The 25,624-nt window shown below is 63.2% G+C and carries 26 protein-coding genes; 10 read left to right on the top strand and 16 right to left on the bottom strand.

What is annotated here, in order from left to right:
- Positions 1–8: 8 nt before the first annotated feature.
- The gene (dapB, locus tag IEV58_RS01875) at positions 9–824 is read right to left on the bottom strand and encodes a 4-hydroxy-tetrahydrodipicolinate reductase (protein ID WP_229729119.1); all 816 of its coding nucleotides are present in this window, start codon (positions 822–824) and stop codon (positions 9–11) included.
- 202 nt (positions 825–1,026) lie between these two features.
- Here dapB and IEV58_RS01870 point away from each other — a divergent pair, with 202 nt between their 5' ends.
- Positions 1,027–1,491 (top strand): hypothetical protein, encoded by a 465-nt coding sequence (locus tag IEV58_RS01870; RefSeq protein ID WP_188408001.1) that lies wholly within the window; start codon positions 1,027–1,029, stop codon positions 1,489–1,491.
- 34 nt (positions 1,492–1,525) lie between these two features.
- Positions 1,526–2,695 carry a class C beta-lactamase gene (gene ampC, locus IEV58_RS01865; protein ID WP_229729118.1) on the top strand — a complete coding sequence of 390 codons (1,170 nt, stop codon included), beginning with the start codon at positions 1,526–1,528 and terminating at the stop codon, positions 2,693–2,695.
- A 7-nt stretch (positions 2,696–2,702) separates the two neighbouring features.
- On the opposite strand, the gene IEV58_RS01860 is transcribed toward ampC, so the two are convergent.
- The 5 genes from IEV58_RS01860 to dnaK form a co-directional block, all read right to left on the bottom strand.
- Complete coding sequence (locus IEV58_RS01860) at positions 2,703–3,008, bottom strand: DUF1330 domain-containing protein (RefSeq protein ID WP_188407999.1); 306 nt, start codon at positions 3,006–3,008, stop codon at positions 2,703–2,705.
- A gap of 27 nt (positions 3,009–3,035) precedes the next feature.
- Positions 3,036–3,737: an orotidine-5'-phosphate decarboxylase gene (pyrF, locus tag IEV58_RS01855; RefSeq protein WP_188407998.1), complete on the bottom strand. Its 702-nt coding sequence runs from the start codon at positions 3,735–3,737 to the stop codon at positions 3,036–3,038.
- Positions 3,734–4,279 carry a class I SAM-dependent methyltransferase gene (locus tag IEV58_RS01850; RefSeq protein ID WP_229729117.1) on the bottom strand — a complete coding sequence of 182 codons (546 nt, stop codon included), beginning with the start codon at positions 4,277–4,279 and terminating at the stop codon, positions 3,734–3,736. Before IEV58_RS01850 ends, pyrF begins: the two co-directional genes overlap by 4 nt.
- Positions 4,280–4,414: 135 nt before the next feature.
- The gene (gene dnaJ, locus IEV58_RS01845) at positions 4,415–5,551 is read right to left on the bottom strand and encodes a molecular chaperone DnaJ (RefSeq protein WP_188407996.1); all 1,137 of its coding nucleotides are present in this window, start codon (positions 5,549–5,551) and stop codon (positions 4,415–4,417) included.
- A gap of 89 nt (positions 5,552–5,640) precedes the next feature.
- Positions 5,641–7,545 (bottom strand): molecular chaperone DnaK, encoded by a 1,905-nt coding sequence (gene dnaK / locus IEV58_RS01840; RefSeq protein WP_188407995.1) that lies wholly within the window; start codon positions 7,543–7,545, stop codon positions 5,641–5,643.
- 358 nt (positions 7,546–7,903) lie between these two features.
- On the opposite strand from dnaK, the gene IEV58_RS01835 reads away from it, so the two are divergent.
- Positions 7,904–8,545 carry an alpha-ketoglutarate-dependent dioxygenase AlkB family protein gene (locus IEV58_RS01835; protein WP_188407994.1) on the top strand — a complete coding sequence of 214 codons (642 nt, stop codon included), beginning with the start codon at positions 7,904–7,906 and terminating at the stop codon, positions 8,543–8,545.
- Here the strand turns inward: IEV58_RS01835 and IEV58_RS01830 are convergent.
- The 5 genes from IEV58_RS01830 to IEV58_RS01810 form a co-directional block, all read right to left on the bottom strand.
- Positions 8,542–9,165, bottom strand: coding sequence for a trimeric intracellular cation channel family protein (locus IEV58_RS01830; RefSeq protein ID WP_188407993.1), 624 nt, complete (start codon positions 9,163–9,165; stop codon positions 8,542–8,544). The genes IEV58_RS01835 and IEV58_RS01830 overlap by 4 nt on opposite strands.
- A 27-nt stretch (positions 9,166–9,192) precedes the next feature.
- Positions 9,193–9,831, bottom strand: a complete 639-nt coding sequence (gene grpE / locus IEV58_RS01825) for a nucleotide exchange factor GrpE (protein ID WP_188407992.1) — start codon at positions 9,829–9,831, stop codon at positions 9,193–9,195.
- A 56-nt stretch (positions 9,832–9,887) separates the two neighbouring features.
- Entirely contained in the window at positions 9,888–11,270 is a 1,383-nt protein-coding gene (locus IEV58_RS01820; RefSeq protein WP_308790773.1) for a polyhydroxyalkanoate depolymerase, read from the bottom strand.
- Positions 11,271–11,354: 84 nt separating this feature from the next.
- Positions 11,355–12,179, bottom strand: a complete 825-nt coding sequence (locus IEV58_RS01815; RefSeq protein WP_229729116.1) for an ABC transporter permease — start codon at positions 12,177–12,179, stop codon at positions 11,355–11,357.
- Positions 12,176–12,922, bottom strand: coding sequence for an ABC transporter ATP-binding protein (locus tag IEV58_RS01810; RefSeq protein ID WP_188407991.1), 747 nt, complete (start codon positions 12,920–12,922; stop codon positions 12,176–12,178). Before IEV58_RS01810 ends, IEV58_RS01815 begins: the two co-directional genes overlap by 4 nt.
- Positions 12,923–13,041: 119 nt before the next feature.
- On the opposite strand from IEV58_RS01810, the gene IEV58_RS01805 reads away from it, so the two are divergent.
- Together IEV58_RS01805 and IEV58_RS01800 are read left to right on the top strand one after the other, a co-directional pair.
- Positions 13,042–14,379: an ActS/PrrB/RegB family redox-sensitive histidine kinase gene (locus tag IEV58_RS01805; RefSeq protein WP_188407990.1), complete on the top strand. Its 1,338-nt coding sequence runs from the start codon at positions 13,042–13,044 to the stop codon at positions 14,377–14,379.
- Between the two features lie 64 nt (positions 14,380–14,443).
- A complete protein-coding gene (locus IEV58_RS01800) occupies positions 14,444–14,995 on the top strand; it encodes an ActR/PrrA/RegA family redox response regulator transcription factor (RefSeq protein WP_188407989.1) in 552 nt (183 codons plus the stop codon).
- A 3-nt stretch (positions 14,996–14,998) separates the two neighbouring features.
- Here IEV58_RS01800 and IEV58_RS01795 read toward each other — a convergent pair whose 3' ends face one another.
- The 5 genes from IEV58_RS01795 to IEV58_RS01775 all read right to left on the bottom strand — a co-directional run bounded on the left by IEV58_RS01795 (position 14,999) and on the right by IEV58_RS01775 (position 20,917).
- Positions 14,999–15,493 (bottom strand): MmcB family DNA repair protein, encoded by a 495-nt coding sequence (locus IEV58_RS01795; RefSeq protein WP_188407988.1) that lies wholly within the window; start codon positions 15,491–15,493, stop codon positions 14,999–15,001.
- 37 nt (positions 15,494–15,530) lie between these two features.
- Positions 15,531–16,145 carry a LysE family translocator gene (locus tag IEV58_RS01790; protein WP_188407987.1) on the bottom strand — a complete coding sequence of 205 codons (615 nt, stop codon included), beginning with the start codon at positions 16,143–16,145 and terminating at the stop codon, positions 15,531–15,533.
- 63 nt (positions 16,146–16,208) lie between these two features.
- Positions 16,209–19,361 carry an efflux RND transporter permease subunit gene (locus IEV58_RS01785; RefSeq protein WP_188407986.1) on the bottom strand — a complete coding sequence of 1,051 codons (3,153 nt, stop codon included), beginning with the start codon at positions 19,359–19,361 and terminating at the stop codon, positions 16,209–16,211.
- A 13-nt stretch (positions 19,362–19,374) separates the two neighbouring features.
- A complete protein-coding gene (locus IEV58_RS01780) occupies positions 19,375–20,544 on the bottom strand; it encodes an efflux RND transporter periplasmic adaptor subunit (protein ID WP_188407985.1) in 1,170 nt (389 codons plus the stop codon).
- A gap of 136 nt (positions 20,545–20,680) precedes the next feature.
- Positions 20,681–20,917: an Lrp/AsnC ligand binding domain-containing protein gene (locus tag IEV58_RS01775; RefSeq protein ID WP_188407984.1), complete on the bottom strand. Its 237-nt coding sequence runs from the start codon at positions 20,915–20,917 to the stop codon at positions 20,681–20,683.
- Positions 20,918–21,039: 122 nt separating this feature from the next.
- On the opposite strand from IEV58_RS01775, the gene IEV58_RS01770 reads away from it, so the two are divergent.
- From IEV58_RS01770 to IEV58_RS01750, 5 genes are all read left to right on the top strand, one after another.
- Positions 21,040–21,372 (top strand): hypothetical protein, encoded by a 333-nt coding sequence (locus IEV58_RS01770; protein ID WP_188407983.1) that lies wholly within the window; start codon positions 21,040–21,042, stop codon positions 21,370–21,372.
- A gap of 81 nt (positions 21,373–21,453) precedes the next feature.
- Positions 21,454–22,620: a M20 aminoacylase family protein gene (locus IEV58_RS01765; RefSeq protein ID WP_188407982.1), complete on the top strand. Its 1,167-nt coding sequence runs from the start codon at positions 21,454–21,456 to the stop codon at positions 22,618–22,620.
- 130 nt (positions 22,621–22,750) lie between these two features.
- Positions 22,751–23,854, top strand: coding sequence for an AbrB family transcriptional regulator (locus tag IEV58_RS01760; RefSeq protein WP_188407981.1), 1,104 nt, complete (start codon positions 22,751–22,753; stop codon positions 23,852–23,854).
- Positions 23,851–24,642: an LOG family protein gene (locus IEV58_RS01755; protein ID WP_188407980.1), complete on the top strand. Its 792-nt coding sequence runs from the start codon at positions 23,851–23,853 to the stop codon at positions 24,640–24,642. Before IEV58_RS01760 ends, IEV58_RS01755 begins: the two co-directional genes overlap by 4 nt.
- Before the next feature lie 129 nt (positions 24,643–24,771).
- Positions 24,772–25,602 (top strand): MipA/OmpV family protein, encoded by an 831-nt coding sequence (locus IEV58_RS01750; protein ID WP_188407979.1) that lies wholly within the window; start codon positions 24,772–24,774, stop codon positions 25,600–25,602.
- The last annotated feature ends 22 nt before the right edge of the window (positions 25,603–25,624 follow it).

Genomic DNA, 25,624 nt, shown 5'->3' with positions numbered 1-25,624 from the left:
TTGATATTTCAGAGATCAGCGATCCCGAGAACGTCGGCCATGGAGTAATGGCCAGGCTTCTTTCCACGTCCCCACAATGCGGCGCGTACCGCGCCGCGGGCGAAGATGGCGCGATCTTCAGCTTTATGGGCAAGCTCGACCCGCTCGCCGGCACCGGCAAAGATCACCGTGTGATCGCCAACAACGGAACCGCCTCTGAGGGTGGCAAAGCCGATGGCGCCCTCGGGACGGGGGCCGGTGTGTCCGTCGCGCACCCGCACCGCGTTCTCGGCCAGGGGAACCTCCCGGCCGGCGGCAGCCGCATCACCCAAAAGGAGCGCCGTGCCGGAGGGTGCGTCAACCTTGTGGCGGTGATGCATCTCCACGATCTCGATATCGAAATCCGAACCTAGCGTGGCCGCGACCTTGCGCGTCAGAGCCCCGAGCAGGTTGACCCCGAGGCTCATGTTGCCGGACCGAACGATGACCGCGTGGTTCGCCGCCGCATCAAGACGAGCGATGTCTTCCGGCTCCAGGCCGGTGGTGCCGATGACGTGGACGATGCGGGCCTGTGCGGCCAGTTCCGCAAAGGCGCGCGTCGCCTGAGGCGCGGTGAAGTCCACCACCCCGTCGGCCGCGGCGAAGGCTGCAAGCGCGTCATCCGTGAGTTTGATGCCTGAAGCGGAAAGCCCGGCCAGAATGCCCGCGTCCTCGCCCAGAAACGGGCTGCCGCTGCGTTCGACAGCGGCGGACAAAGTAATCCCAGGGGCCTCATCGATGGCACGGATCAGAGCGCGCCCCATCCGCCCGCCGGCGCCGACCACAACCAGCCTCATATCCGACATAAAAGACATCCTTTTTCAGCTTCGCGCGGTATAGCCTTCCCGCCCCCGAAGCGGAAGAGGACCACCATCTTTTCGCCCGGAGGCTCTGCGACCGGCCTCAGGCATCCAGCAGCTTGCCGCCCATTGCTTCTGCTGCGATCACCTATACTTTGATGGTTTGATCGAGAATCACCGCTCTCTTGCAAATTGGGAGCAAATTGCAATGAAATTTCTGTTTGCGTTGGTAGTTGTCTTGTTATCGGCGACGGCTGGTCTTGCGCAAGAAAATGAACCGGATGCCCAGGTTGAGCGGGTGCTGGGCGATGCCGCGTCATACCGTCAGCTCTTCGATACCCTCCAGGACGCCGTGCGGAAGGGCGATCGTACGGCGGTCGCCAGCCTGGTGCGCTTCCCCATCAATGTGCGAATCGATGGACGGCGGCGGATGATTGCCGATCCGGCCGGCTTCGCGGCCAACTATGAGCGCATCGTCACGCCGGAGATTGCAGCAGCTATCACCTCACAGCGATGGGAAGACGTCCATGTCTCCCAGCGCGGGATCATGCTCGGGCGCGGCGAGGTCTGGCTCAATGGGATATGCCACGATACCATGTGCCGTACCTTCGATGCCCGCGTCGTAACGATCCAAAGCGTTGGTGACGCTCCAACACACCCCACTCCAGACTGATCCGAGTCAGCAACCCACCTCCATGAGGACATCAATGATTGTTCCCGCGCGCCTGGTCCGTTTCCTGGCATTGGTCTTTCTCTCGTCCTGTCTGATGGGTGCTGCCGCCGGAGCGGATCAGCGCGACGAGATCGCCAAGGCCGTGGATCGCGCCTTTCAACCCCTTCTCAAGGAACACGACGTCCCCGGTATCGCTGTGGCCGTGACGGCCGGCGGCCAGCAGCACTTCTTCAACTATGGGGTTGCCGCGAAGGACACCAAGGCGCCGGTGACGAAAGACACGCTGTTCGAGATCGGCTCCATTAGCAAGACGTTCACCGCCACGCTGGCATCCTATGCGCAGGCGCTGGGTAAGCTCTCGCTGGATGATCATCCCCGAAAGTACATGCCACAGCTGAGCGGCAGCGCCGTTGATGAGGCGACGCTGCTTCATCTCGGCACCTACACCGCAGGCGGACTGCCTCTGCAGTTTCCCGAAGGCATCACCAACACCGCCGAGATGACTGCCTATTTCCGGCAATGGAAAGCCGGTGCCGCCCCGGGAGCGCAGCGGCGGTACTCCAACCCCAGCATCGGGCTCTTCGGCCATCTCACCGGCATTGCCATGAACGGCAATTTCGCCCGTCTCATCGAAACCGATATCTTTCCCGCGTTGGGCCTCGGCAGCAGCTACATCCGGGTTCCTGAGGCGGCGATGGGAAACTATGCCTGGGGCTACAACAAAGCCGGCAAGCCCATAAGAGTGAGCCGAGCCGTTCTCGACGCAGAGGCCTATGGCGTGAAATCAACCGCCGCCGACATGATCCGCTACGTCGAAGGCAACATCCAGCCAGACAGGCTCGAGCCCGCGATGAAGCAGGCCGTGGAGGGCACCCATGTGGCATACTTCAAAGTCGGCGAGATGGCGCAGGGGCTGGGCTGGGAGCAATATCCTTATCCGATCACGCTGGAGCGGCTGCTGGCCGGTAATTCCAGTTCCATGATCATGGAGCCCAACGCCGCCACCCCCTTGAAGCCGCCGCACAGGCCGACCGAGCCGACGCTGTTCAACAAAACAGGTTCGACCAACGGGTTCGGCGCCTATGTGGCCTTCGTTCCTGCGAAGAAAATCGGCATCGTGATGCTGGCGAACAGAAACTTCCCGATACCCGCCCGCGTCACCGCGGCGCATGCCGTCCTGGAAGCCTTGTCGAAGATGCCTTAGCCCGCGGTTAACTCGGCTCATATCCCTCGATGACGATGACCTCGGCCGTGGCCGCGCCGTCCCGGAAGCTGCGGGCCCTTCGATATTCGTCGGAGCGCCAGCAGGCGAGAGCGGCTTCGTAGGTGGGAAATTCGATGATCACGTTGCGGGAGCGCGCCTTTCCCTCAACCGCCTCGTGTCGGCCGCCTCGAACAAGAAAGCGCCCGCTGTATTTGGCGAAAGCCTCACCATTGGCGGCCGTGTAGGTCCTGTACGCTTCCTCGTCGCTGATATCGACGCGGGCGATCCAGTAACCCTTCGGAGGAGTAGACATAGAGCGGCTCCCTTCTTGAGCCGCACGTCAGACCGCGGCGATTTCTTCCACAATCTCGGCCGCCGCCCGTGCTGGATCGGCAGACTTCGTCACCGGCCGTCCGACCACAAGATGATCGGCTCCGGCTCGTATCGCATCGGCCGGCGTCGCGACGCGCTTCTGATCGCCGGTTGCGGCACCGGACGGACGGACGCCGGGTGTGACCAGCAGCGCCCTTTCCCCCGTTACCGACCGGACCGCCGAAACGTCGGTCGGAGCGCAGACCACACCATCAACGCCCGACTCAAGAATCTGTTTCGCCCGCCGCAGCACCAGATCGTTGACGGAAAGGGCGAAGCCGCACTCCATGACGTCATTGTCGTCATAGGAGGTGAGAACCGTGATGCCCAGGATCTTGAGGTTCGACGACCCGCGCCCGCGCGCCGCCGCCTGCAGCGTCTGCGGATAGGCATGCACGGTGAGGAAATGCGCGCCCAGTGCGGCAAGATTGGCTGTGGCCCGCTCCACCGTGTTGCCGATGTCGTGCAGCTTGGCGTCGATGAAAACCTTCTTGCCTTCGCCGATCAGACGCCGGGCAAGGTCGACGCCGCCGGTATAGAGGAGCTCATGCCCAATCTTGTAGAAGGTGGCCTCGTCACCGATGCGTTTCACCAGCGCGGCGGCCTCCTCCACGGTCGGCACATCCAAGGCGATGATCAGCCGGTCGCGGTTGTCGACGAGAAGGCTCATGGTTTGGCCGGCCGACGATAGACCCACACCCGGGCCGGCGGAAGATTCCACCAGACACGGCGCCCGCCGTCGGCCACGAAGCTGAACTCCTTGGTGGGCACCGGCGGCACCACACCATAGGTGAACTGGATGAAGGGAGCGTTGGGCGCGGCGAGATCAAAGCAATCGTTGAGCAGCGCCGCGCGGCGGGGCGCCGGCTTGGTCAGAAGCGGCAAGCTCGACACGATGGCAGATGCCGGCTCAGCCAGACGATCGCGCAGAACCTCCCGCGCGGCATAGGCATCGCCCCGTACAACCTGAACACCGGGAAAGCGAAGCCGCAGCATGTCTGCGAACTCATGGGAATATTCGACGAGGACCAGCCGCTCGGGGGCGATACCGCGCTTCAGGAGCGCGGCTGTCATCGGCCCCGTGCCGGGCCCCAGCTCAACGACAGGGCCGGCGGCATCCAGATCCACCGGAGCTGCCATAGCCTTTGCCAGAGCCTTTCCGGAGGGGGTGACCGCGCCAGTGATCAGCGGACGGTCAAACCAGGAGCGCAAAAATCGCGCCTCATGCTTCAGGGGAAATCCGGGTTGTTTGGATTCAAGCGATGGGTGCATGGGGCGGGACGATTATGGCCGATCCGATAACGCTAAAGGTGAGACTGTGGCGTTCTCATGATCATTTGCCACGTTTTAGGCTCCAAGGCCATCGAAGAAGTCTTTTACCCGTGCAAAGAAGCCGGCCGTCTCCGGCTGGTTGTCGGTGGAGGACTCCCGCTCAAACTCTTCCAGAAGCTCACGCTGCCGCTTGGTCAGGTTCTGAGGCGTCTCGACGACGGTCTGGATATAGAGGTCACCGACCTCGCGGGAGCGCAGAACCGGCATGCCCTTGCTCCGCAGTCGGAACTGTCTCCCCGTCTGGGTGCCTGCCGGGACCTTCACCTTGGCGCGGCCGCCGTCGATGGTTGGCGTCTCGAATTCGCCGCCGAGAGCCGCTGTCACCATGCCGACAGGCACGCGGCAATAGAGGTCGGCGCCATCGCGCTGGAAGAACGGGTGCTGCGCGATGGAGAGGAAAATATAAAGATCGCCGGGAGGTCCGCCGCGCAAGCCGGCTTCGCCTTCGCCCGACAGGCGGATGCGGGTGCCCTCTTCGACACCGGCCGGTATGTTGACCTGAAGCTGGCGTTCGTTCGTGACACGGCCGGAACCGGAGCAGGCGGTGCAGGGATCCTCGATGGTCTGGCCGCGACCGTGGCAGGTCGGGCAGGTGCGCTCCACACGGAAAAAGCCCTGTGAGGACCGCACGACGCCATTGCCGCCGCAGGTCGGACAGATCTTGGGCTGGGTTCCCGGTTTGGCGCCGGTCCCGCCGCAGGGCTCGCAGATCACGCTGGTTGGGATGCGCAGATCCGCGACCTTGCCGCGATAAGCATCCTCCAAGCTGATTTCCATATTGTAACGCAGATCGGAACCGCGCTCGCGTCCAGCGCCGCCGCGGCCGCCGCGCCGGCCCACGACATCGCCGAAGAGATCGTCGAAGATGTCGGCCATGGAGGAGGCAAAATCGCCATTGAAGCCGCCGGCGCCTCCCATGCCACCCTGTTCGAAGGCCGCATGGCCGAACCGGTCATAGGCTGCACGTTTCTGCGGGTCCTTGAGGGCCTCATAGGCCTCATTGATTTCCTTGAAGCGGCCCTCGGCCCCGGCATCATCCCGGTTGCGGTCCGGATGACACTCCATCGCCTTCTTGCGGAAGGCGGACTTCAGCTCCGCGTCACTTGCGCCGCGCGAAACGCCAAGAATTTCATAAAAATCGCGCTTGGCCATCTGGCATTGTTCCCTGGCCTTCGGTGTTCGAAGGCATGGTCATGCCCGGCACAAGGCCGGGCATGAGAGTATAAGGTGAGACGGTCGGATCAAGCGGACTTCTTGTTGTCGTCCACTTCTTCAAAGTCGGCATCGACCACATCTTCATCGGTCTTGCCGGCCTCGGCATCATCGCCGCCGCCTGCCGCCTGTTCCGCCTTATAGACGGCCTCGCCAAGCTTCATGGCAGCCTGTGCCACGGCACCGGTCTTCTGCTGGATAAGGTCAAGGTCATCGCCTTCCAGCGCGCTCTTGAGCTCCGCGACAGCCGTCTCGATGCCCTGCTTGTCCGCCTCGCCCACCTTGTCGGCGTGCTCGGACAGCGACTTCTCCGTCGAGTGGATCAGCGCCTCGCCCTGGTTGCGGGCTTCGACAAGCGCACGACGCTTCTTGTCTTCCTCGGCATTGGCCTCGGCGTCCTTGACCATCTTCTCGATCTCGTCATCGGACAGACCACCGGAGGCCTGGATGCGGATCTGCTGCTCCTTGTTGGTGGCCTTGTCCTTCGCCGTGACGTTGACGATGCCGTTGGCGTCGATGTCGAAGGTCACCTCGATCTGCGGCATGCCGCGCGGTGCCGGCGGGATGCCAAGGAGATCGAACTGGCCGAGCAGCTTGTTGTCGGCCGCCATCTCACGCTCACCCTGGAAGACGCGGATCGTCACCGCCGTCTGGCCATCTTCGGCCGTGGAGAACACCTGGCTCTTCTTGGTCGGGATGGTGGTGTTGCGATCGATCAGGCGGGTGAAGACACCGCCCAGCGTCTCGATGCCCAGCGACAGCGGGGTCACGTCGAGCAGCAGGACGTCCTTGACGTCGCCTTGAAGCACGCCGGCCTGAACCGCGGCGCCGATGGCCACCACTTCATCCGGGTTGACGCCCTTGTGCGGCTCCTTGCCGAAGAATTGCTTCACCACTTCCTGGACCTTCGGCATGCGCGTCATGCCGCCGACGAGAACCACCTCGTCGATCTGGCCCGCGGAAAGGCCCGCGTCCTTGAGCGCCTTCTTGCACGGCTCCACCGTGCGCTGGATGAGATCATCCACGAGCGCCTCGAACTTGGAGCGGGTCAGCTTCAGCGCCAGATGCTTGGGACCGGAGGCATCGGCCGTGATGTAGGGCAGGTTGATCTCGGTCTGAGCCGTCGAGGAGAGCTCGATCTTGGCCTTTTCAGCGGCTTCCTTCAGGCGCTGCAGGGCCAGCTTGTCGCCGCGCAGGTCGATGCCCTGCTCCTTCTTGAACTCATCGGCCAGATAGTTGACCAGACGCATGTCGAAGTCTTCACCGCCGAGGAAGGTGTCACCATTGGTGGATTTCACCTCGAAGACTCCGTCGCCGATCTCGAGGATCGAGATGTCGAAGGTGCCGCCGCCGAGGTCATAGACCGCGATGGTGCCGTTGTTCTTCTTGTCGAGGCCATAGGCCAGCGCCGCCGCCGTCGGCTCGTTGATGATGCGCAGCACCTCGAGACCGGCGATCTTGCCGGCGTCCTTGGTGGCCTGGCGCTGGGCGTCGTTGAAGTAGGCGGGCACCGTAATGACGGCCTGCGTCACCGGCTGGCCGAGATAGGCCTCTGCCGTTTCCTTCATCTTGGTCAGCGTGAAGGCGGAAATCTGCGAGGGAGAGTATTTCTTGCCATCGGCTTCGACCCAGGCGTCGCTATTGTCCGCCTTGACGATGTGATACGGGACCAGGCCCTTATCCTTCTGGGTCATGGGATCATCAAATGTGCGGCCGATCAGGCGCTTGATGGCGAAGAAGGTGCGCTCGGGGTTGGTCACGCCCTGGCGCTTGGCCGGTGCGCCGACAAGGCGCTCTCCTTCATCGGTGAATGCAACGATGGACGGCGTGGTGCGCGCGCCCTCGGCATTCTCGATGACCTTCGGCGTAGTGCCTTCCATGACGGCGACGCACGAATTGGTGGTGCCCAGATCGATACCGATAACTTTGCTCATGTCCTTCAATCCTCTCATACGGCGAGCTGCCCAGGCCCCGGAGCGACCTTGGCTGCTCCCAAGGAAATCCGCAGATTCTCGCGGGGTTGTGGGCTATATAAGGAGGCTCGTTTCAGGCCGCAAGGCAGAGCCTAACGTGATTGTGAGTTTCGACCGATCCCTGAAAAACCAAGGGTCGCCGAATGTGCGGGGATGGTCATCGGTTTAGCTCCACAAGGCGAGTTCCGCCAGGCCCACGTCGAGATCCGGTTTCGGGCCATCGCCGAACGGCTGTAATACCGGACTTGCTTTACGAGAGGAACGCGCCGTCACCTTGAGACTTCCTGTTCTGCCCGTCATCCTACGCAGGTTGGTCCCCATGCCATCTTCGCCCCCTTCTCCCGAAGCCCAGGCCGCTGTGGAAGCGGTTCGACTCATTCCCGGCTTTTTCGACCGTGCCGCGCAGGAGGCGCTGGTGGAGGAACTGCGCGCGGTGCTGCGAGCCGCTCCCCTCTTCACCCCGACCATGCCGCGCTCGGGGAAGCCCTTTTCCGTGCGCATGAGCAACTGCGGCCCGCTTGGATGGGTGTCCGACCAGCTCGGCGGCTATCGCTACCAGGCGCTGCATCCGACGACAGGGCAGCCCTGGCCGCCCATGCCGCAGGCGGTGCTGCGCGCCTGGGAAGCCCTTTCCGACTATCCGCACCCGCCGCAAGCCTGCCTCATCAACTGGTACGGGCCAGGCGCGCGGATGGGGCTTCATCAGGACAAGGATGAACAGGATCTCGGCGCGCCGGTTCTCTCGCTGTCGTTCGGCGATACCGCCGTCTTTCGTGTCGGCGGCATCGAGCGGACAGACCCCACCACATCCTTCCGCATCGCCTCGGGTGACGCCGTCGTTCTGGGCGGTGCGGCACGCCTGGCCTTTCATGGCGTCGATCGCGTGATCGCGGGATCATCGACCCTGCTGCCGGACGGCGGCCGCATCAATCTGACCCTGCGGCGGGTGACGCCGCCTTAGAGATCCTTCGGATCGCGGCCAGGCCTTCGACGGTAGACCGGAAGCATCCAGCCCCGCAGGAGCGCTCCTGCGCGAACCAGGAAGGCGAGAGCCGCGCCGCACCCGGCGGCGATCCAGAACGGCGATCCGACTTCGACAAGGATGACGAAGGTGGCGGCGCCGGCAAAGGCCGCCGTCACGTAGACCTCCCGGCGCAGCATGACGGAGGGCTCCGCCGCGATGACATCACGGATGATGCCGCCAAAGGTGGCGGTTATGATCCCCATGGCTATGGCCGCCGGTGCCGCGACACCCGCTGTCATGGCCTTGGCCGAGCCCATCACCGCATAGGACGCAAGACCGACGGCATCGGCCCAGAGCAGGGCCCTGTAGCGCGATTCCAGGAGGTGCGCGGTGAGATAGATGAGAACAGCGGCCGCTAGCGGCACGATCAGATAATGCGTGTCAACGATCCAGAAGACCGGCTGACCGATCAGCAGATCCCGCAGCGTGCCACCGCCAAGGCCTGTGGCGGCGGCAAAAAAGATGAAGGCGACAATGTCCAGCTCCTTGCGCGAGGCAGCCAAGGCACCGGTCGCCGCGAAAACGGCGACGCCGAGATAATCGAGGAGCTGGAACATTCAGGATCTCGCCTGGATCAGCGCCACTCAAGCGCTGCGATCAACGCCCTCGCCGGGCTGGCGCTCTCCGATCGCAGGTTCAGCGGTATCCTGCCGCTGTGCCTTGGCACCACCCTTGGAAACACCGACGAAGGCGGGGCGGAGTGCCCGTTCGCCGATGACGTAGCCATCCTGCATCACCTGCACCACGGTGCCGGAGGGCACCGTCGCGTCCTCCACCTCGAACATGGCCTGGTGGAAATGCGGATCGAATTTCTCGCCCGAGGGCGAAATCCGTTTTACGCCATGCTTCTGCAGGACCTTGAGCAGCTCGCGACTGGTGAGCTCAACGCCTTCGGCGAAGGCGGACAGCGCCTCGTCGCGGGTTTCGGGAAGAGCTGCCAAGGCCCGGTCCATATTGTCGGCGACGCTCAGGAGGTCGCGCGCAAAGCTGCTGACGGCATAGATCTTGGCGTCGGCGACCTCGCGCTCGGTACGCTTACGGAGGTTCTCCATTTCCGCCAGGGTGCGCATCAGCCGGTCCTTGAGCTGATAGGCTTCCGTTTCCAGCCGCTTCAGCTCGCCTTCGGCGATGGAGGCAACGTCCATCGCGCCCTCCTGAGCCTCGGTGGTGGCAAGATCCTCATCCCGTTCCTGGGGTGTGGAAGATGTCTGGTTGCTGGTCATGGCCTCGCCTCACACGTCTGTTCTGGACGCGGATATCAGTGCCTTGAGCCGAAAAATCAAGCGCCGCCGCCCTTTATCCGGCTTTTCGCCCCTGCGAGCTTCACCACTTTGGCCGTTGGGCGGGCCCCTTCATTGGACAGAATGAATTGCGTGATGCGCGGCACGATTTCGGAGCGGAAGCGCGAGCCGTTGAAGACACCGTAGTGACCCACCTTCGGCTGGAGCCAGTGCACCTTCTTTTCCGGAGCAAGACGGGAACAGAGCTTGTGCGCCGCTCTGGTCTGGCCGACGCCGGAGATGTCGTCGTTCTCGCCCTCGATGGTCATCAAGGCCGTACTGGTGATGGCTTCCGGTCGTATCAACCGGCCGCGATGGGTCATCTCACCCTTTGGGAGAGCGTGCTTGATGAAGACCGCATCCACCGTCTGGAGGTAGAACTCGGCGGTCAGATCCATGACCGCGAGATATTCGTCGTAGAAGTCACGATGCTTTTCCGCGCTGTCACCGTCGTTGGCGACAAGGTGATGGAAGAAGTCCCGGTGGGCGCTCATGTGCCGGTCGAGGTTCATCGACACGAAGCCCGTGAGCTGAAGGAAGCCCGGATAGACCGGCCGCATGAAGCCCGGATGCGGGAAGGGAACCGTGGTGATGACGTTGCGGCGGAACCAGTCGATCCCGCGCTCCTCGGCAAGATCGTTCACCCCGGTCGGATTTTCCCGGGTATCGATCGGGCCACCCATCAGGATCATCGAACGCGGCGCATAGGGATCCCTATCTTCCTCCATGCGCGCCACTGCGGCGAAAACAGGCACGGCAGGCTGGCACACCGCCATGACATGCGTGTCCGGCCCGAGCTTGTGCAGGATGGAAATCACATAGTCGATGTAATCATCCAGCGTGAATTCGCCCTCGGCCGTGGGGACCAGCCGGGCGTCGGTCCAATCGGTGATGTAGACATCGTGGTCCGGCAGCATGGCCTCCACCGTGCCACGCAGCAGCGTGGCGAAATGGCCGGACATGGGGGCAACGATCAACAGCTTCGGCTGACGGTGCGAATCGCCGCCCCAGCTCTTTTCAAAATGGATCAGCTTGCAGAAGGGCCGCGACCAGACGATGCGTTCGGTGATGGGCACGCTCCGGCCGTGCGAGAGCGTCGTCGGCAGGTCGAACGAGGGCTTGCCGTAGCGGCGTGTCGTGCGCTCAAAGACCTCGGCCGCTGCCGCCCAGGAGCGGCCGAGCGCGGTGTGCGACCAGGGATTGATGGGATTGCGAAAGTAAAGCTTGGTCGCTTCCGCCATGGTTCGCGCGGGATTGAGGGCCGCGTGAGAGGCCTCATACATCATGTACAAAGGCAATGTACCGTAGAGGCCGAATTCCGTTTCGCCACTACCACCGAATTCACCAATTGCCATACGACGGGCCTGCCTGTTCCTGCTCATGCCACTCCCCAAGTGTCGACATGTTGACAATGCAGGTCAATACGTCTGACGTATAATAGGCGGTATTTTGTATTATAAAGATTACTATTCGCTGGATTGAAGCAAAGTCCCCGCTATTCTTGCCCGATTCATCAGAATTAAAAATGATGTAACGGCAACAGCGAAAACAATGGCATTCAACCCCAGCGCCCAAATCATAAGATCAGCGCGGAAGATGCCGTCGATCACGAGAGCGCGCATGCCTTCGAACACATAGGTCGGCGGAAGGCTCCAGGCGAGGTGCTGCAACCAGTCCGGCAGGACCGCGACGGGATAATAGACCGCGCACAGGGGCATGAGAATGAAGGTCAGCGACCAGGCGATCCCTTCCGCTCCCGCACCATGCCGAAGGATGATGCCGCTGGTGAAGAGCGCGATCGACCAGCTCGTCAGGATGAGGTTGGCAAAGAAGGCCGCCAGCGCCAGGCCAAGAGCCCACAGGTTGAAGCCGAAGAAGAAGATCGCCATGAGCGTCACCGGCACCATGCCGATCAGGAGCCGGATCACACTCATGGTCATCAGCGAGGCCACGAGCTCACTCGGCCGCAGCGGGCTCATCATGAGGTTGCCGAGATTCTTGGCCCAGACCTCTTCCAGGAAGGAGATGGAAAAGCCCAGCCCGCCGCGAAACAGGATGTCCCACAACAGCATGGAGCCAATGAAGGCCCCCGCGGCCATGGCCATGCGGCCGGACGCCTCGCCGATATAGCTCTGCAGGAACCCCCAGGTCAGCATCTGCACGGTCGGCCAGTAGATCAACTCCAGGAGGCGGGGCCATGAACTGCGCAGCACATAGAGGTGCCGCTCGACCATCGCGAGCACGCGGCCCGGCGAGAAACGGGAGGGAGCACGAGGGGCTGATGAGGTCATTGGGCAGCCTCCTGCACGCGCCCGCGCGCCACGTCGAGGAACACCTCCTCCAGGTTCGACCGCCCGTAACGGGCGAGCATGTCGGACGGAGAGGCATCGTCAACGATGCGGCCGCTCTTCATCATGATGACGCGATCACACAGCCGCTCCACCTCGGCCATATTATGCGAGGCGATCAGAATGGTGGCATCACGCTCGCGCCGATAATCCTCCAGCCGGCCGCGGATCCAGTCCGCCGTGTCCGGGTCCAGCGACGCCGTCGGCTCGTCCAGCAGGAGGACTTCCGGATCATTGATCAAGGATTTCGCCAAGGCCACACGCGTTTTCTGGCCCGCCGAAAGGCGATTGGTCGGCCGGTCGAGGAAGGAGGTGAGATCAAGGTCACTCGCCAGGCGGGCGATGCGGACCGCAACATCCCGCATGCCGTAGAGCTTTGCGAAAACCGACAGGTTTTGCCTCACGGGGAGACGTCCGGGGAGATCGACATAGGGGCTTTCGAAATTCATCCGGTGCAAGACGTCGTGCCGGTGACGCGCCATGTCAGTACCAAGAACGTGCACCTCGCCGGAGGTCGGCAAGGTGAGGCCCATCACCATGGCAATGGTGGTCGTCTTACCCGCGCCATTGCCGCCAAGGATGCCGACGACGCTTCCTTTAGGGATGGCGAAGCTGACATCATCGACAGCCGGGGTGTCGCGGAACACCTTGCGCAGGTGGCGCGCTTCGATCGCAAATTGGGACATTGAACAAGTAACTCGGTGGCCTTTTCCGTGCTTCACATAGGCTCCGTGCGCCATAATTTCGAGTTTTGCCTTTCAATCAGGGCTTTTCCCGGCGACTTGTCGGGAATATGACAGCGGCCATGCCTGCCGACACCTCGCCCGCACCTCCTCCAGGTCAGACCGCAGCCCGTCTGCGGCTCGACACCCTGGTGCGGCTGCGCTGGCTGGCCATCGCGGGGCAGAGCGCGGCTATCGTTGCCGTTCATGTCGGCCTCGGTTTCACGCTGCCGGTAGGCGCCTCCTTCATGGTGATCGCCGCCTCGGCCATCCTGAACATCTGCCTGCGCATCTTCTATCCCGTCAGTGAACGCCTGGACTCCAACCGCGCGGCCATGCTGCTCGCCTTCGACGTGATGCAGCTGGCGGTGCTGCTCTATCTGACGGGCGGACTGCAGAACCCCTTCGCCATCCTGTTCCTGGCACCGGTGCTGATCTCGGCCACCACTCTGCCGCCGGTGCCCACAATGCTTCTGGGTTTCCTGGCCATCGGCTGCGCTACCTTTCTCGCCTTTTTCCAGCTGCCGCTTCCCTGGGAATCGGGCGTCATCGAACAGCTCCCCTTCCTCTATGTCCTTGGCGTCTGGGTCGCGATCGCCATGTCGGTCGCCTTCATCGGCGTCTATGCCTGGCGGGTGGCCGAAGAGGCCCGGCAGCTGTCGCAAGCGCTGGCAGCGACTGAGCTTGTCCTCGCGCGGGAGCAGCACCTTTCCGCTCTCGACGGGCTCGCCGCCGCGGCGGCCCATGAACTCGGCACGCCGCTCGCGACGATCTATCTCGTCGTCAAGGAACTGGATCGGGCGACCCCCGCCGACAATATCGCCAAAGACGACATCACCCTCCTGCGCACCCAGGTCGAACGCTGCCGCGAGATCCTGCGTACCCTCACCTCGCTCGACGACGACGGCGCGCCCTTCGCCCGGCTTCCAGTAACGCACCTGCTGGAAGAGGTGGCGGCGCCGCAGCGGGCTTTCGACGTGGAGGTCGATATCGTGAAGGGCGATTGCGAACCGCCGGAGCCGACGCTGACACGCAATCCCGGTATTCTCTATGGCCTCGGAAATCTTCTCGACAACGCCGTAGATTTTGCCCGTTCGCGCGTGGTGCTCGGTGTCTCCTGGAGCGAAGACCAGGTGTCTCTCAGCATCACCGACGATGGCTTCGGCTTCTCGGCAGACATCCTCGCGCACCTGGGCGAGCCTTATGTGACCACCCGAGGAGTGCGCTCCGGCGAGGGTGATTCCGCCACCGGCCTCGGCCTCGGCGTCTTCATCGCCAAGACGCTGCTCGAGCGGTCCGGCGCCACCGTGACTTTCCAGAATGTTGCCGCACCCGAAACGGGCGCGCAGATCCGCATCATCTGGCCTCGAAGCCACTTCGAGGCTCACCGCACCGGCCGAAACATGGGATATCTCTTGTGAAACTCGCTCCAGCCTCTACTTTTCCAACCAACTGGCCGACATCGTGCCTTTCAGGACATAGATCATGACGGAGCCATATCCCGACCTTCCCGCCGATCGCTCCCTTCTCATCGTGGATGACGACAAGGCCTTCCTGCAGCGCGTGGCGCGCGCCATGGAAGCGCGCGGCTATCAGGTCACGACAGCCGAAAGCGTCAAGGAGGGCCTGGCACGGCTCGAAGCTGAGCCGCCGGCCTTCGCCGTGGTCGACATGCGGCTGGGAGACGGCAACGGGCTGGAGGTGATCTCAGCGCTGAAGCAGAAGAGGTCGGACGCCCGCGGTGTCGTGCTGACCGGCTATGGCAATATCGCCACCGCCGTCACGGCGGTGAAGCTCGGCGCCATGGATTATCTCGCAAAGCCCGCCGATGCCGATGAAATCCACCAGGCCCTGATGGCGACCGGTGACCGCAAGCCCGCCCCACCGGAAAACCCGATGTCGGCCGACCGGGTGCGCTGGGAGCATATCCAGCGGGTCTATGAATTGTGCGGCCGCAATGTCTCGGAGACTGCGCGGCGGCTCAACATGCACCGCCGTACCCTGCAACGGATCCTCGCCAAGCGCGCACCGCGCTGATCGTCACGGAGCAAAGGCCGGCGGGTCGATCGAGGCGTGACAGCGGGCGGCGGCGAGGCGTGCGAACCGTAGCGTGAGCGCCTTGCGCGTGTGTGCGGAAAGCCGATGCTCCGGCGCAGGGCGCAACAGCTGCCCCCCGTAGGCATCCGCCACCACGAGGCCAGCATCCGGCGGCAAGACCTCCTGCGGGAATTCGATTGCCACCGAGAAAAAAAGACGGTCGCAGTGCTGGCGGTATTCCTGCCATTTGCGGTCCACCCGGAAGTCCTCAAGGGAAGACTTCACCTCGATGATCCAGAACTCGCCTTTTGGCCCTAGCGCGGCGATGTCGGCGCGCCGACCTGAGGGCAGAGGAAATTCAAGAACGCAGGCGAGGTTGAGCGAGCGCAGGAAGCGGGCCGTTCCCCTGCAGATCGCCAGAGTGGCCTCGGGGCGGCAGGGCCCGCATCCGCTGAGCTCGGCCAGATCCACCGGGGATAGATCCAGATTGTTCTCCATACGTTCCAGTATGGCAGCTTTGTCGGCAGGCACAAGATCAGGCGGATTTCCTCATCATCGCCGTCGCCACCCCAGCGCCGATCAAGAGGCTGCCTCCGGCGCGATTGATTGTTCGCAGCACGTTATCGCTGCGGATGGCGCGATGCGCCTGTGACGCCACCAGGGCATAGAACAGCGCGTTCAAGCCGGAGAGGGCAAGGAACGTCACTTCCAGAATGGCGACCTGCGGCAAGAGCGACACCGCGGGGTCGATGAACTGCGGCAGAAAGGCGATGAAGAAGACAATGCTCTTCGGGTTCAGAGCCGTCACGGCGAAGGCATGGCCGAACATGCGGGTTTGGCTTGCCGGCGCGGCGTCACCGGCCGAAGGCTTTGCCCGCCACAGCTTGATCCCAAGCCACACGAGATAAGCCGCGCCAATCCATTTCACGAGCGTGAACAGGGTGGCCGAGGCCATGAGCAAGGCCCCGACGCCGACAAGCGACAGGGTCATGGCCAGGAAATCACCGAGCACCACACCGGCCGCGGTCGCAAGCGCCGATCGCCGGCCCTGCCCCAGCGCATATGAGACGACCAGAAGAGCTGTCGGCCCCGGGATGAGCAGCATCACGGACGAACTCGCGACGAAGGTGAACCAGATATCCAAAGCCATGGCTTTCCCTCGCGAGGCTGTGGATTTTGACGGGCGCCCTTCGCCACCGGCGAAGGGCTGTTCTCAGGTCTTTTCGCCGGCAGGTGCCGCCCTTGGCCGGCCTCGGCTGAACCGTAGCACGGTGTTGCGGATGACCACATAGAACACCGGCGTCAGGAAGAGGCCGAGCAGTGTCACGCCGATCATGCCGAAGACCACCGAGGTGCCGATGGCCTGGCGCAATTCGGCGCCGGCTCCGGTGGCAAGGGCCAGCGGCACCACGCCAAGGGTGAAGGCCAGCGAGGTCATCAGAATCGGCCGCAGGCGCAGCCGGCAGGCCTCGACCACGGCCTCGGCCGGCGAGCGTCCTTCCTCTTCGGCCTGCCGCGCGAATTCAACGATCAGGATCGCGTTTTTTGCACCGAGACCGATCAGCACCACGAAGCCGATCTGCGTCAGGATGTTGTTGTCCATGCCGCGGATCATGCTGCCGGTGAGCGCCGCCAGGATCGCCAAAGGCACGATCAGGATGATCGCCAAAGGCAAGGCGAGGCTTTCATACTGGGCGGCCAGCACCAAGAAGACGAACAGGACCGCAAGGCCGAAGATATAGGTCGCGGCATTGCCGAGCTGGCGCTCCTGGAGCGCGATCTCGGTCCACTCGAAGCCGACGCCGGGAGGCAGGACCTCATTGACGATATCTTCCATGATCAGGAGCGCCTCACCGGAGGAGACACCCGGAGCCGGCGAACCGGTGATGGATATGGTGGTGAACAGATTGTGCCTGTTGACCGTAAAGGGACCCGTGGTATCGCGAAGCTTCACCAGTGTGCCGAGCGGCACCAGGGCACCCTCGTTCGACCGCACCTTGATGTTCAGGAGATCGGCCTGCTCGAGGCGATGCTCTCCATCGGCCTGGACCTTCACCTGGAAGGCGCGGCCATAGGCGGAGAAGTCGTTGACATAGGCGGAGCCCACTAGGATTTGCATGGCCTGGAAAATGTTGCCGACAGGCACATCCAGCATGCGCGCCTTGTCGCGATCCACATCGACGAAGACCTGCGGCGAGGAGATCGAGAAGGTGGAGAAGACACCCATCAGGCGCGGCTCCTGCGCCGCCCGGCCGATGACCGCGTTGGTGGCTTCCTGCAGGGCGGCGATGCCGACGTTGCCGCGATCCTGGATCTGGATCTTGAACCCGCCGCCGATGCCGAGGCCGGGAACGGAGGGCGGCTGGATAACGATGCCGAAGGCTTCCTGGATCGCGCCAAGCCGCATCTGCGCCTCCTGCGTGATGGATGCCGCGGTGAGCCCCTTCTCCAGCCGTGTTTCGAAAGGCTCGAACACCGCGAACATCAAGCCGCCGTTGGAGGCGGCGGAGAAGGTGGCGCCGTTGAAGCCGGCGATGCCGACGACGTTGCTGACACCAGGCGTGCCCTTGATGATCTCGGATGCGCGCCGCACCACCTCATCGGTGCGGCCGAGCGAGGCGCCCTCCGGAAGCTGCAACGCGACGATGCCATAGCCCTGGTCCGACTGCGGGATGAAGCCCGTCGGCACGCGGCCGCTGATCCAGATAGTGGCCGCGACCAGGCCCAGATAGATCAAGAGGAAGAAGCCCTTGCGCCGCACGACCGCGCCGATGCCACGGGCGTAACGGCCGGAGACGCGGTCAAACCAGTCGTTGAAGCGATCACCCAGGCGCCGGACGATGCCGCCCTTGCCATGCTCGTGGGGCTTGATGAGAAGCGCCGCGAGCGCCGGTGAGAGGGTCAGCGAGCAGATCGCCGAAACGATGGTGGCTGCCGCGATGGTAACGGCGAACTGCTGATAGAAGCGCCCGGAGATGCCGGGAATGAACGCGGTCGGAATGAAGACCGCCGACAGCACCAGCGCGATGGCGATCACCGCGATGCCGACCTCGTCCATGGTGCGATGCGCTGCCTCACGCGGCGTCAGCCCTTCCTGGATGTTACGCTCGACGTTCTCCACCACCACGATGGCGTCGTCGACCACGATGCCGATCGCCAGGATCAGGCCGAACAGCGTCAGCATGTTCACGGAAAAGCCGAACACGGCCATGACAGCGAATGTGCCGATGAGCGATACCGGGATCGTCAGGATGGGGATCAGCGCGGTCCTGAGCGATTGCAGGAAGATGAAGATGACGATGACGACAAGCACCACCGCTTCCAGCATGGTCTCGGTGACGGCCTCGATGGAGGCGGAGACGAATTCGGTCGGATTATAAACCACGGCGTATTCGAGGCCGGGAGGGAAATCCTGCTTCAGCTCCTCCATGGTCTGGAGCACCAGATCGGCCGCTTCAAGAGCGTTCGATCCGGGACGCTGGTTGATGCCGATGCCCACCGAGTAACGGCCATCGAGATAGCTGTTGGTGGCATATTGCTGCGCGCCGAATTCGATCTTGGCGATGTCCTTGAGCTTGAGGAGCTGCCCCTGCTCTCCGCGCTTGACGATGACGTTCTCAAACTGGCTGATGTTCTGAAAACGGCCCTGCGTCGCCACCGTGATCTGGAAGTTGGAGCCCTCAGGGGCCGGTGGTTCGCCCAGCGAACCACCGGAGACCTGGACGTTCTCCTCCTGCAGGGCGGCCACCACCTCTCCTGCCGTCAGGCCATAGCTGGCGAGGCGCTGAGGATCGAGCCAGACGCGCACCGCAAGCTCGCGCGCGCCAAAGACGAAGAGATCGCCTACCCCGTCCAGACGGGCGATGACGTCGCGGATGTTCAGATAGACGTAGTTGGAGATGTAAAGCTCATCGAGCGTTCCCTCCGGCGAGAACATGTTCACGACCATGAGGAAGTCGGTGGCGCTCTTGTTCACCGTGACGCCCAGGCGGCGCACTTCCTCCGGCAGCCGTGGCTCAGCCGTCGACACCCGGTTCTGCACCTGAACCTGGGCGATATCCATGTCGGTGCCGATCTCGAAGGTGACCGTGATGGCGAGAGAGCCATCGCTGGTGGCCTGCGAGGATTGGTAGATCATGCCCTCGACGCCGTTCACCGCCTGCTCGATGGGCGTCGCAACCGTTTCGGCGATGGTTTCGGCGTTGGCGCCCGGATAGGTGGCGTTGATGGAGATGGTGGGCGGCGCGATTTCCGGATACTGCGCGATCGGCAGGCCGAGCAGCGCGATGCCACCCACGATAACGAGGACGATCGACAGCACCGCCGCGAAAATCGGCCGGTCAACGAAGAAATGTCCGAATTTCATGGCCTTGCCTCCCTCAGCCGGCGTTGCCGACTGGCCTGGTCAGATCTTCGGGAACATCGAATTCGGTAGGCTGCGGCTGGACCTTAGATCCAGGCCGGGCGCGCATGAGGCCGTTGATGATGACCTTTTCATTGCCGTCGAGGCCGGAGCGGATCACCCGCACAGGACCAACGCGCGGCCCGATCGTCACGGGCTTGGGCGCCACAGACCCATCCTCAGTCACCGTCATGACGAGCTTGCGGTCCTGATCAGCCACGATGGCGACATCCGGCAGGACCAGTGTTTCGTAGGGCTTGCCGGTCGCGATGCGCACACGGCCGAACAGACCGGGGGTCACGAAATTGTTCGGGTTGGGCAGGACGGCACGCACGCGGATGGTGCCGGTGGCCTCGTCGATCTGGTTGCCGATGAAGTCGAGCTTGGCCTCATGCGTAAAGTCGGTCTCATCAGACAGGGCGATCAGGGCTGTCTGCCCGGCGCGCTCGCGCTCGCCCGAGGCGACGGCGCGCTGATACTTCTGGAAACTCTGCTCATCGAGGTCAAAATAGAAATGCGCGGGATCGTATTGGACGATGGTCGTGAGCAGCGTTCCGGTGGCCGAGCCGCCGGTGACATAGTTGCCTTCGGTAACCAGCTTGCGCCCGATGCGCCCGCTTATCGGCGCTTTGACCTGAGTGAAATCCAGGTCGAGACGTGCCGCTTCAGCTGTCGCCTTGGCAGCCTCCAAGCTGGCGATAGCCTCCAGCGATTCCTGCTGGCGCTGCTGCAGGATACTTTCAGGAATATTGCCGGTGGTGCGCAGCTCCTCGGCGCGCTGAAGGTTGGATGCTGTGAGATCGACCCGAGTCTGAGCGACCCGCACATTGGCCTCGGCCTGGCGCAGGGCCGCCTCATAAGGGCGCGGGTCGATGGTGAAGAGCAGATCGCCCTTTTCGACCACCGCGCCGTCGCGGAAATTGACCTCGTCGAGCTGTCCCGACACGCGAGCACGGAGATCGACGAGCGCGGATGCTTCGAAACGGCCGGAAAATTCAGCCCAGTCAACCACCTGGCGCTTGACCGGCTGGGCGACGCTGACCGGCATGGCCGGCATTTCCTGAGCATGGACCGCGGTGAGCGCAGCGCATGCCAACATCAGCCCAACGGCGGTGCGCAGGGCGCCGCCCGGAATGGAACGGGGCATGACAGTCTCCACTATAAGCTTTGGGGCCAAAGGGCCGGCGGGCCCGCAAGATCGTTGTCTTTTGCATATCGCACAAGACCCAGCGGGCGGCTTTTAGGGGTGCGTTGCCCGGTGGCAACGGGCATCAGGCACACCTTCAGAAGGCTTTGAACGTGATGACCGTGCGAGTGTCCTTGATTCCCGCCACGTTCTGCAGGTTTTCGCCAATGAAGTGGCCGATGTCGATACCGCTGTCGACGTGATATTTCACGAGAAGATCGAAATCTCCCGCGGTTGAGTAGATCTCCGAATGCAACTCCCGGTCGGCGATGCGCTCGGCCACGTCATAGGTCTTGCCGAGCTCGCATTTGATCTGAACGAAGAAGGTCTGCATTGGACTTTCCTTGGGCAACGGAGCCGCATCTTGCGCAGGGGTACATGCCTTTTTCAATGCTTATGCCGTCTTCTCAAGGAAACTCGCACGCCCACGTCCGAACATGTGGTACAAGCGTCACCGTGTTCTCCACTTGGTTCCTTCTTCTCTCCGATCTCACAGTCGCTCAGCTCTCCGCCCAGGAGATCGTGATGCGCCGCATGCTGGGCTTCGCGCTCGCCAACGCCAAGGGCAATCTCGGCAGCGATCCGGAACTGACGCGGATGGTGACGGAGAAATGGGCGGCCGCCTTCGCGGGAGCGAGCGCCGCGTCCGCGGCCATGATCTCCCTCGCGGCCAAGCCGGACAATATGATCGACGCAAGCGCCGCTTTGACCCGGGCGGCGGTCGAGCCAACGCTGCGGCAATTGAAGCGCAACAATCGCCGGCTACGCCGCCGCAGGCACTCGGCCTGAGCGCGACCAGACGGCATTGACCAGCTTCTCGTCCTCAGCTTTGCTGTGGGGCCCGACCCTGAGTGATGCTCACGAGGTGCCATGCCCGTTCTCAACCGAATCGCCGCCCTCTCCGAGGAAATAGCGGTCTGGCGACGGGATCTGCATGCCCATCCCGAACTCGCCTATGAGGAGCATCGGACCTCAGCCTTCGTGGCGGACAAGCTGGCCTCCTTCGGCATCGATGAGGTGGTGACGGGAATCGGCCGTACCGGCGTCGTCGGAGTCATTCACGGCCGAGGTGACACATCGGGCAAGACCATCGGACTTCGCGCCGATATGGACGCGCTGCCGATCCTGGAGGAAACGGGCCTGCCCTATGCCTCGACCAGCAATGGTGTGATGCACGCCTGCGGGCATGACGGCCATACGGCGATGCTGCTTGGCGCCGCGCGGCACCTGGCCGAGACCCGCAACTTCAACGGCACGGTGATCGTGATCTTCCAGCCGGCGGAGGAAGGCGGCGCCGGTGCGAAGGCCATGCTTGATGACGGGCTGATGGAGCGTTTCGGGATCCAGGAAGTCTACGGCATGCACAACTTCCCCGACTTGCCGGTTGGTCAGTTCGCGATACGGCCAGGCGCGCTGATGGCCTCCGCGGACCGGCTGCGCATCGATATCGAGGGGCTCGGCGGGCATGCAGCCCGGCCGCACAAATGCGTCGATCCGATCCTGGTCGGCAGCCATATCGTGGCGGCCTTGCAGTCCATCGTGAGCCGCAGCCTGGACCCGGCAGAGGCGGGTGTCATCTCCATCACGACCTTCAACGCGGGCCGGGCCGACAACATCATTCCTGAATCCGCCGTACTGGGCGGCACGGCGCGCAGCCTCAATCCCGACGTGCGTGACCTGCTCGAACGCCGTTTCAAGGAGATCGTGGAGAGCGTCGCCACCACCTATGGGGCCAAGGCGACGGCGACCTATTCGCGCGACTACCCGGTCACGATCAATCATGCCGACCAGACCCGCTTCGCCGTGACGGTGGCCGCTGAGGTCGTCGGCGCCGATCGCGTGGAGACCGACGTCGCACCGACCATGGGCGGCGAGGACTTCGCCTTCATGCTCGAAAAGCGCCCCGGCGCCTTCATTTTCGCCGGCAATGGCGCGTCAGCCAACCTGCACCACCCGAAGTATAATTTCGATGACAACGTCATTCCTTACGGCGCGTCCTATTGGGTCAGGCTGGTGGAGAAGGCCCTGCCCGCCTAAGTCTCACGAAGCTCTGGCATTTTTTTCCTGGCGGTGCTGGACGCTGGGACGAAGCTCACTATGATGCCGCCAGCATCATGACACCCTCCTTTCCACCTGCCCCCGCGACTTTCCTTCCGGAGCACACCCCGTGATCCGTGACCTCATCACGGAATGGCGCGAAGGCTTCGCCGCGCTCTCTCCGGCGCGCTTCCCGTATCGCCGTTTCGGGCTGGCGCTCGCCATTGGTCTCTGTGGCGCACTCGTCTTCAATCACTATCAGCTGCCGCTCGCCTGGATGCTCGGTGCCATGCTGTTCTGCATGCTGGCGACGCTGCTTCGCATTCCCGTCACCGCGCCATCGACGATCCGGCCTCCGGTCATTGCCATCGTGGGGGTGCTGCTCGGGTCCGGGTTCTCGCCGCAGATTCTCGCCGGCATCGGCAGCTGGATTCCGACGCTGCTCGGCCTGTTCGCCTTCATGCTGGTGAGTGGCGTCGTCTGCGTGACCTATCTGTGCAAGGTCGGCGGTTTTGACCTCAAGACCGCCTATTTCGCCGGAATGCCCGGCGGTCTCGCCGAAATGATCGTGCTGGGCGATGACAAGGGTGCCGATACCCGCCTCATCGCGATGGTGCATTCCGCCCGCGTCTTCACCATCGTCATGACATTGCCGTTCGTTGTGCAATGGCTTTCGGGCGTCGATCTCGGCAGCCGCGGCCGCTCCGCCGGACTTTCCCTTTTCGAAGTCCACTGGAGCACCCCTGCATGGCTGTTCGGCGTCGCCGTGGCGGGCGCCATTCTGGGCCATCTCCTGCGGCTGCCGTCCAAATATCTAATGGGCCCGATGCTGCTCAGCCTGATCGTGCATGTGTCGGGAATATCGGACTTCCACCTTCCCCGCGAGATCGTGTCCGGGGCCCAACTGGTGCTTGGAACAGTGGTCGGCTGCCGGTTCGCCGGCACGACGCCGGGGCAAATCCTGAAAGTGTTGCGCCTCGCCCTCGGCGCCACGGTGATGCTGCTTCTCATCACGCTCGGGTTTGCCGAGATCGTCTCATTTCTGTCCAGCTACGAACAGGTCCCGCTGATGCTGGCCTATTCTCCCGGCGGGCTTGCTGAAATGAGCCTCATCGCGGTGGCCATGCAGATCGAGGTCGCCTTCGTTGCGACGCATCACATCGTCCGCATCCTTGCGGTGATGATCTTCGCGCGCGTCTTCTTTCCCTGGATCGATCGACAGACATCGGCATGAACAACGACCAGCCTTCCAACGCGCCGCAGATGGCGGCGCCCTCGTTTCGGCTTCCTGCGCTGGATCAGGATTTCCTGCTGGGCGACAGCATGCGGGGTGTTCGTTTTCTGCTGGAATATGCCAAGGCTGAGGAAGCTTTGCGCCGGTGGGGCGTGCGCTCAACCATCGTGGTCTTCGGGTCCGCGCGGATCGGCGAGACTGGAGAGGGCCGCCATGCCTTCTGGTATCAGGAGGCCAGGACCCTCGGGCGGATCATCTCGGAGCGCGGCGGCGCGCTCGACGATCACGAGGGCCAGCGCGACAATGTCATCGCCACCGGCGGTGGCGGTGGCATCATGGGCGCGGCCAACCGCGGCGCGGCGGAGGCCGGCGCGCCCACCATCGGCTTCAATATCCGTCTGCCGCATGAGCAGGAGCCCAACCCCTGGACCACGCCGGATCTCACCTTCCAGTTCCACTACTTCGGCATGCGCAAGATGCATCTGGCCATGCGCGCCAATGCACTGGTTGTGTTCCCGGGCGGCTATGGAACCCTGGATGAGCTCTTCGAGCTTCTCACGCTGACCCAGACCGGGAAAGCGCCGGCATTGCCGGTTGTTCTATTCGACAAGGCCTATTGGAGCAGCCTGATCAATTTTAATGTCTTGGTCGAGCACGGCATGATCGCACCCCGTGATGTGGAGCTTTTCGCCTTCGCCGACAGCGCCGAGGAAGCCTGGGACGAGCTGCTGAAGCGCGGCGTCAAGGATGCGAGCGGCTGGAACCTGACGGCAACACCCAAGGAATAATGAAGAATTCCATGGCTCGGCGGCCGGCACCGCGCTTGCCAGCGGCATGACGGCCTGTCTACGGTTTCGGCATCACACTTCAATCTGCCCGGCATCCCACGACCTGCCGCGGCGACCACGGACCCCGCCATGTCGATCAAGTTCATTACGGCTCTTTCCGGCTGCTGCCTGTCGCTCGCCGCCGTCATCACGCCGGCTGAAGCGGCCGATCCCGAGGCCGGGGAGTTTTCTGCTGCGCCCGTGACGCCCGGTGTTGCTCCAGGAACGGACCTCATCATCGAGCTCGGCATCGGCGGGCGGGTGTCCCCCGCCTACGAGGGCGCGAGCGAATATGAGGTCTCTCCGTTCCCGATTATCAGGCCGCGCTACGTCAACATTCCCGGCCTCGGTGCATTCGGCGGGCGTGACGGCACCGGATTTTCCATCGCGCCCTCGGTCGGCTATACGCCGGAGCGCGATGACAAGGACTATGACGATGTGGCCGGGCTTATCGACGTCGATCCCACCTATGAAGCCGGCCTGAGGGCTGCCTATGGCTGGCGCCATGCCGAGATCTATGGCGAGGCGCGCTATGCCTTCGGCGGAGCGCACGGGCTTGTCGGTGAAATCGGTGCCAATGCCATCGCGCGGCCGACCAGCCAATGGGAATTCAAGGTCGGTCCCTTCATGAGCTTCGCCAGCGAAGACTATATGGACACCTACTTCGGCGTCACACCGGAGGAGGAAATCATCACCGCTGGCCGCTTCACGGCCCATGATCCTGACGGCGGCATCAAGTCGGCCGGCATCAACGCCATGATCCGCTATGAGTTTAAGCCTGATTGGTTCGCCAATGTGGAGGCATCCTACAGCCGCATGTTGGGTGATGCCGAGGATTCGCCCATCGTGGAGGCGGGCAGCAAGGATCAGTTCGCCATCGGCCTCGGCCTGTCCAAGCGCTTTTCGCTCGACCTCTTCTGATCATCGCAGCAGCAACGCCCTT

Source organism: Agaricicola taiwanensis (assembly GCF_014635245.1).
Classification (GTDB): Bacteria; Pseudomonadota; Alphaproteobacteria; order Rhizobiales; family Methylopilaceae; genus Agaricicola; species Agaricicola taiwanensis.
Note: the sequence above shows the minus strand (reverse complement) of the source record. Positions and strands in the feature narration are given on the sequence as shown.